We start from the raw sequence: 6735 nt of genomic DNA, 5'->3' as shown, positions 1-6735 counted from the left end.
GACCCCTACAAGCCCTGGCAGCGCGGCAGCAACGAGAACATCAACGGGCTCTTGCGCGAGTACCTCCCCAAAGGCACCGACCTATCGGTCCACAGCGCCACCGACCTGCAGACCATCGCTGACGAGCTCAACGACCGTCCCCGCAAACGCCTGGGCTACTACACACCCCGCGAACGCCTGACTACGTTGATCCAAGAAGATCTCAACCGCGTTGCAACGACTCCCTGAATCTGCCGACCTCAGGACTCCGCGCTCCGGTCAGTAACCGCCCTCGGGCGGGACCATCTCGCCGCGCACCCCGAGCAGCCGCACCGGCCGGTCGTCGGCGAGCGCGAGGTAGAGCTCGAAGGCCGTCCGCGCGATCACCTCGACGTCGTACGTCGCCTCAGGGAGCTTGCGGATGCGGGTGAAGGTGAAGAACGGCGCGAAGCGGATCTTGAGGTGCACCCGCTGCACCGCCCGCTCCTCCTTGCGGACGTCGTCGACGACCCGCGTGGCGAGCTCCCGCAGCGCGGTGCGTACGTCGTCTGGCGTGAGCAGGTCGGCCTGGTAGGTCGTCTCCCGGCCGTGGGCGCGCGCCACCCACGGGGTGTCGTCGGGACGCGAGCGGCCGCCGCCGCGACCGAGCCGTCCGAGGTGGGGTCCGTTGGTCGGCCCGAACGCGGCGACGAGCGGCTCGTCGTCGGTGCCCGCGAGGTCGGCCACGGTGCGGATCCCGATCTGCTCGAGACGTCCGGCGATCTTCTTCCCGACGCCCCACAGCGCAGTCGTCGGCCGTTCGCCCATGACCTCCATCCAGTTGTCGCGGGTGAGCTCGAAGACGCCCTGCGGCTTGCCGAAGTCGGTCGCGATCTTGGCCCGGACCAGCGTGTCGCCGATGCCGACCGAGCAGTGGAGCCCGGTCGCCTCGAGCACCGCCGCCTGCACCTGCCGCGCGGTGGCGACCGGGTCGTCGGTCTCCACCCCCACGAACGCCTCGTCCCACCCGAGCACCTCGACCACGGCCCCCGGTGTCGCGCGCAGCGTCTCCATCACCCGCGCCGACGCCGCCTCGTAGACCGGGAAGTCGACCGGCAGGAACACCGCGTCGGGCGAGCGCCGCTTGGCCAGCTTGAGCGCCAGCCCGCTGCGGACGCCGTGCGCGCGGGCCTCGTAGGACGCGGTCGACACCACTGCCCGCTCGGTCGGGTCGCCCCGCCCGCCGACCACCACCGGCAGCCCGACCAGCTCTGGGCGGCGCAGCAGCTCGACGGCGACGAGGAACTGGTCCATGTCGACGTGGAGCACCCAGTGCTGCGGCATCCGCCCATTCTGGCGGGGCGCACCGACACCGGTGCGCCGCTCGGGGGTGGCGGCACCTTGCAGGCAACGGCGGGGTCGGGCCGCGATCTGCCGCCACCTTCGCGAGGGTCCTGGTGGGGGTGGCGGCACATCGCGCGGACCCGCACCTTGGAGCTGCGATCTGCCGCCACCCTCAGGGAGGGGTGCCGCGGTACGCCGTCGGCGTACGGTCGAAGCCATGACGAGCGACGAGCAGGCCGGGCCCGACCCCTACGCCGAGCACCCCGAGAAGTCCGTCTTCCCCGGTGCCGGCAAGCGGGTCAGCGACGCCGACCGGCAGCGCGCGCTCGATGCCGAGCCCGCGGGCAACGCCACCGTCGGCGACATGGTCGACACCGACGAGCTCGACTCCAGCGCCCACGAGGAGGGTGCGGGGTCGGAGGAGGTCGCCGAGCAGGTCGACGGCGGTCGCCAGGACTGAGCCACCTCAGCCGTCCGCGACGAACCTGATCGACTCCCGCGCTTCCTGGGCCCGTTCCCGCAGGTCCGCCGGCGCGTCGACGTCGTGCCACTCGTCCACCACGAGCACGACGCCGCTGGCGCGGAGCACCCAGAAGTCGATGACGACATCGTCCGGCAGCCCGTTGGGGGCGTAGGTGATGCCGCGGTTCCCACCGGCGGTGTTTGCGACGCGGTAGTAGCTGGGACACGCGACGCGGATGCGCAGTCGCAGGTGGACGGCGCCGCGGCCCAGAACCTGCGCTGGTCGGGGAGGGCTCAGGACGGTGCTGCGCGGGAGCCCGGCGAGCTGGGCGGCCAGGGCCGTCGGCGCGGGGGAGGACGCCGCGACGGTCGGGCCGGTCACGCAGCCGTCGCCCGACGCCAGCGAGAATGCCTGGTAGATGCCGAAGCCTGCGTGTGCCGAGCCGGACCCGTCGGACAACAGCGGGAAGTCGCCGTGCTTCCAGTTGGGCCCGTCGACGGTGACGTCGACATCGACCGGCGTACCGTCCGGTCGGAGCCCGGCGAGCATCTGGTAGGTGCCGGGCTCCAGCGTGGCGCGACCGTCGTCCGAGTAGGTCTCGAGATCTGGCCGGGGGGTGGGGCTCGGAGGCGACACCACCTCACCCCCCGCTCGCTGATCGAGTGTCACGTAGCCCAGGGTCGCTGCTCCGACGGCCACGGTCGCCGCAACGGCCACCGCGGCGCGTACGAGCGTCCGGCGCCGCCGCCGGGCCCGGCCCCCCTGGATCAGGCGGACCACGTCGGGCGGGGGCACGGTGTGCAGCTCGGCCTCGAGGCCGAGGGTCGTGCGCAGCTCCTCGTCGAGGCTCATGCCCCACCCACTTCCTGGACGACGCCCGACGCCACTAGCGCCCGGCGCAGCGCTGCCATGGCTGCCGAGGACTGCGACTTCACCGTGCCTGCCGCGCAGCCCATCGTCTGCGCGATCTGCGCCTCCGACATGTCCTCGTAGTAGCGGAGCACGATCACCGCACGCTGCCGCTCCGGGAGCGCGCAGACCAGCGGCCAGAGGAGGGACCTGTCGAGGGTGCCGAGCTCACCGGAGTCGGCGCCGGTCTCGGGGAGGTGCTCGGTGGGGCGCTCCCGGTTCCAGGCCCGACGGCGGCTGGACACCAGGGTCGTGGTGATCATGCGGCGCACGTAGGCCTCCGGGTATTCCATGGCGCTGATCCGCCCCCAGCCCATGTACGCCTTCTCCAAGGTGGTCTGCAACAGGTCCTCCGCGCCCGCGGGCGAGGCCGCCAGCAGGTAGGCCAGTCGGTAGAGCGAGGTCCAGCGGGCGCCGACGAACTCGGCGAAGTCCTGGTCGAGGTCCCGGTCGAGGCCCATGGGTCACCCCCTCGCGTCGTGGGTATCAAACCCTCAACGCGATGGTCCTGCGATCCGGTTCGTCGGCGCCAGAGGGATCAGTCGCAGCTCACGTCCGGATTCCAGTCGGCGAACATCCCGGCCGGGTTCTCCCTCCAGATCCATGCGTGGGTCAGGTAGAACGCCGGCCCGGCCGGTGCGGGAGCGATGATGTGCATCGGCATCCCGAGCACCGACGGGGCGGTCGAGACCCCGGGAGGGTTGGAGGTGGCGCTCCGGGCCACCCACTCGACGGCGGCCAGGTGCAGGCGACCGTCGTCGTCCGGTGCGTAGACCAGGACCTCAGGTCGGAGGACGTCGACCTCGTCGGTGGCCATCAGGTCCGCGTTGAAGTAGTGGAACCCCATCGCGCCGCCGCCAGCGGCAGCCGGGCGGGCGATGCAGGTGTTGACGATCAGCCTGCCCGCGCCGTTGACCCACCCGAGCCGGTAGCCGGCCGCCTCGGCAGCCTCCACCCGGTGGTACCTCGCGGTGGCCCTGCGGACCCGGGCCAGGTCGTCCTGCAGGCCCGCGGTCATCGCCGCGTGGTCGTGGTCGCCGTCGTGCTGGGCCTGATCGTGCTGGGCAAGATCGTCCACGTCGGAGGCGTTGGAGGGCATCATCGCCACCCCCGCGACCAACGGCCCGGCGAGCCCGATCCCGAGCCAGGTCTTCCATCCGATCTGCATCCTGGGACGCGTCAGCGTTCGCATCTCGCCACCCTCTTCCGGGCCTCGTCATCGGGAACCGTTCCCGACCTCTGAAACGCTGCGAGCGCGCTGGTCGGTTCGGTCGACGCGGCGACCAGGACGCGGGTGCGGGTCAGCCGAGAGCCTCCGCGAGCCCCTCGAGCAGCCGGTCGACGTCCGAGTCGTCGTTGTAGGCGGCCAGCCCGATCCGGAGCCCCGAGTCGACGGAGAGGCCGAGGGCGCGGAAGGTCTCGTGCGCGTAGAACGTGCCGGCGGGCACGAGCACGTCGCGCTTGGCGAGGTGCTCGAAGACGTCGAGCGGCGAGCGGTCGCGCAGGGTGAGGAAGAGCGTCGAGGTGCGGTCGGCCGCCCGGGAGTGGAGGGTGAGCCGGTCGCCCAGGGACGCCAGCCCCTCCTCGATCCGGGTCCGTAGCCGCAGCTCGTGCTCGGCGATCAGCGCGGCCGCCGAGACCAGCTGCGAGCGCCGCGTGTCGCCCGACCCGACGGAGGCGATCAGGTCGATCGCGGCGGTGACGCCGGCCAGCAGCTCGTACGGCAGCGTGCCGAGCTCGAACCGCTCGGGCACCACGTCGGTCGAGGGGAGCAGCTTGTCGGGCCGCAGCGTCTCGAGCAGGGCCGGGTCCGCGACCAGCGACCCACAGTGCGGGCCGAAGAACTTGTAGGCCGAGCACACCAGGAAGTCCGCGCCCATCGCGGTGATGTCGGGTGCGGCGTGCGCGGTGTGGTGCACCGCGTCGACGTGGACGAGCGCGCCGACCTCGTGCGCCCGCGCGGCGACGGTCGCGACGGGGGGACGGGTGCCGAGGAGGTTGGAGGCCGCGGTGAGCGCCACGAGGCGGGTCCGCGAGGTGATCTCGTCGAGCGAGGACAGGTCGAGCTCTGCGGTCGCCGGGTCGAGGCGCAGCCACCGCACCGTCACGCCGGCCCGCTCGGCGGCCTGGATCCACGGACGCACGTTGGAGTCGTGGTCGAGCTCGCAGAGGACGATCTCGTCGCCGGGCGACCACGTGCGCGCCAGCGTGCGCGAGACGTCGTACGTCAGTGCGGTGGCGCTGCGGCCGTGGACCACGCCGCCCGGGTCACCGCCGACGAGGTCGGCCACGGCGGAGCGGTAGCCGGCCACCGCGTCCTCGGCGTTGCGCTGGCTGACCAAGGCCGAGCCGCGCTGGGACAGCGGACCCGTCAGCGTGTGGACGATCGCATCGCCGACCACCCGCGGGGTCTGGGTCCCGCCGGGGTTGTCGAAGTGGGCGATGCCCGAGTCGAGCGAGGGGAACCCGGCACGGAAGGCGGCGACGTCGAAGGCGGACACCCCCGCACTCAACCAGACGCTCAGGACGCGATGTGCACCACGGCGTCACCGGAGTTGACCAGCGGGGCCTCGGTCCGGCCGATCACGATGCCGTCGCGGTTGGAGTAGACCGCGCGCAGCGTCTTGCCGAAGGAGTCGAAGAGGGTGCCGAGCCGCTCCCCGTCGCTGACCTTCTGGCCCAGGTGCGCGTCGAGGTGCAGGATGCCCGTGCGGCGGGCGCGGACCCAGCCGCTGGAGCGGCACTCCAGGCTCGGCTCGACGGGGGGCTCGTCGACCGGTTCGGTCATGCCGAGCGCGGCCAGCACGCGGCGTACGCCGATCACGCCGGCCGAGACGGCGTAGTCGTCGAACCGCAGCGGCTCGCCCGCCTCGTAGAGCAGCACCTTCGCCCCGTGCTCGCCGGCGGCGTGGCGCAGCGACCCGTCGCGGATCCCTGCGTGGAGCATCACCGGTGCGCCGAAGGCGGCGGCCAGCTCGCGGGTGCGGGGGTCGTCGAGGTCGGCGCGCACCTGCGGGAGGTTGCTGCGCCGGTCGGAGCCGGTGTGCAGGTCGATGCCCACCTCGCAGCCGGCGACGATCTCGCGCATGAAGAGGTGGGCGATCCGGCTCGCGAGCGACCCGCGCGGCGAGCCGGGGAAGGAGCGGTTGAGGTCGCGGCGGTCGGGGAGGTAGCGGTCGCCGGTCATGAAGCCGAGGACGTTGACGATCGGCACCGCGACAAGGGTGCCGCGGAACGTCTTGGGGTCGAGGCCCGCCATCACCTGGCGGACGACCTCGACGCCGGCCACCTCGTCGCCGTGGATCGCGGCGTCGATCCAGATGCGGGGCCCGTCCTCGCGTCCGTGCACCACGCGCACCGGGAGGGTGACGTCGGCGCCGGTGACGAGCCGGGTGATCGGCAGCTCGAGCGCGCGAACCGTGCCGGAGCGGATCCGCACGCCGCCGATGGCAAAGGACTCCCGCGCCATCAGGCGGCTCTCCGGTCGGCAGCGGTCACGACGCTCAGGGTAGTGCGCGCACAGGCCCGCCCCCGACCGCCTCCCGGGGGCAGGAGGGGTCGGGGCGAGCGGATCATGGGGTCAGCTGTTCAGTGCCGAGTCGGTCGCGGAGTCGGACGTCGACCCGCTGTCGTCGTCCGTGTCGGGCTGCCCGTCGCCGTCGAAGTCGGGCGCCTGGTCGGTCGTTCCGCCCTCACCCTGCGTCAGGTCACCGGGAGGGCCGCCCATCCCGCCGCCGGGCACCTGACCCTCCAGGTCGCCCATCGGGCCGCGGCCGTCGCCGGGCTGGCCGCGGTCCCAGTCGGTGCCGGTCTGCGTGGTGGCGGTGTCGGCCGAGCCGTCGTCGCCGACGGCGTACCCGGCCCCGAAGCCGGCACCGCCGATCGCGAGGCCCGCGACGACGGCGCCCGCGGCGACCGCCCTGCGGCCCGAGGGGAGCCGGCGGGGGAGGCGGTCGCGCCAGGTGCGGCCGGCGGGAGCGGGTTGCGTGTACGGCGCGGGCTCGGCCGGCGGGGTGGCGGGGGCGGGCGGGAGCTGGCTGTCGTTCATCTGGGTTCCTTCG

At 73.1% G+C, this 6735-nt stretch carries 9 protein-coding genes; 2 read left to right on the top strand and 7 right to left on the bottom strand.

Annotated features, from left to right (window positions below):
• Positions 1-228, top strand: a 228-nt coding sequence (locus ACXJKB_RS10575) for a transposase (RefSeq protein WP_457188095.1), incomplete at its 5' end; no start/stop codon positions are given.
• A gap of 30 nt (positions 229-258) precedes the next feature.
• On the opposite strand, the gene ACXJKB_RS10570 is transcribed toward ACXJKB_RS10575, so the two are convergent.
• Positions 259-1302 carry a DNA polymerase IV gene (locus ACXJKB_RS10570; RefSeq protein WP_457188093.1) on the bottom strand — a complete coding sequence of 348 codons (1044 nt, stop codon included), beginning with the start codon at positions 1300-1302 and terminating at the stop codon, positions 259-261.
• Between the two features lie 217 nt (positions 1303-1519).
• Between ACXJKB_RS10570 and ACXJKB_RS10565 the strand changes: the two genes are divergently transcribed.
• Positions 1520-1762, top strand: coding sequence for a hypothetical protein (locus tag ACXJKB_RS10565; protein ID WP_457188091.1), 243 nt, complete (start codon positions 1520-1522; stop codon positions 1760-1762).
• Positions 1763-1768: 6 nt separating this feature from the next.
• Here the strand turns inward: ACXJKB_RS10565 and ACXJKB_RS10560 are convergent, their stop codons facing one another.
• The 6 genes from ACXJKB_RS10560 to ACXJKB_RS10535 all read right to left on the bottom strand — a co-directional run bounded on the left by ACXJKB_RS10560 (position 1769) and on the right by ACXJKB_RS10535 (position 6722).
• Positions 1769-2617: a hypothetical protein gene (locus ACXJKB_RS10560; RefSeq protein WP_457188089.1), complete on the bottom strand. Its 849-nt coding sequence runs from the start codon at positions 2615-2617 to the stop codon at positions 1769-1771.
• Positions 2614-3135 (bottom strand): SigE family RNA polymerase sigma factor, encoded by a 522-nt coding sequence (locus tag ACXJKB_RS10555; RefSeq protein ID WP_457188087.1) that lies wholly within the window; start codon positions 3133-3135, stop codon positions 2614-2616. The genes ACXJKB_RS10560 and ACXJKB_RS10555 overlap by 4 nt, the downstream gene beginning before the upstream one ends.
• 77 nt (positions 3136-3212) lie before the next feature.
• Positions 3213-3842: a hypothetical protein gene (locus ACXJKB_RS10550; RefSeq protein WP_457188085.1), complete on the bottom strand. Its 630-nt coding sequence runs from the start codon at positions 3840-3842 to the stop codon at positions 3213-3215.
• Between the two features lie 133 nt (positions 3843-3975).
• Complete coding sequence (locus tag ACXJKB_RS10545; protein WP_457188083.1) at positions 3976-5175, bottom strand: cysteine desulfurase-like protein; 1200 nt, start codon at positions 5173-5175, stop codon at positions 3976-3978.
• A 20-nt stretch (positions 5176-5195) separates the two neighbouring features.
• Entirely contained in the window at positions 5196-6143 is a 948-nt protein-coding gene (locus tag ACXJKB_RS10540) for a succinylglutamate desuccinylase/aspartoacylase family protein (protein WP_457188081.1), read from the bottom strand.
• A 111-nt stretch (positions 6144-6254) separates the two neighbouring features.
• Positions 6255-6722: a hypothetical protein gene (locus ACXJKB_RS10535; protein ID WP_457188079.1), complete on the bottom strand. Its 468-nt coding sequence runs from the start codon at positions 6720-6722 to the stop codon at positions 6255-6257.
• Positions 6723-6735: the final 13 nt, after the last annotated feature.

This window comes from Nocardioides sp. P5_E3, assembly GCF_054049275.1.
Note: the sequence above shows the minus strand (reverse complement) of the source record. Positions and strands in the feature narration are given on the sequence as shown.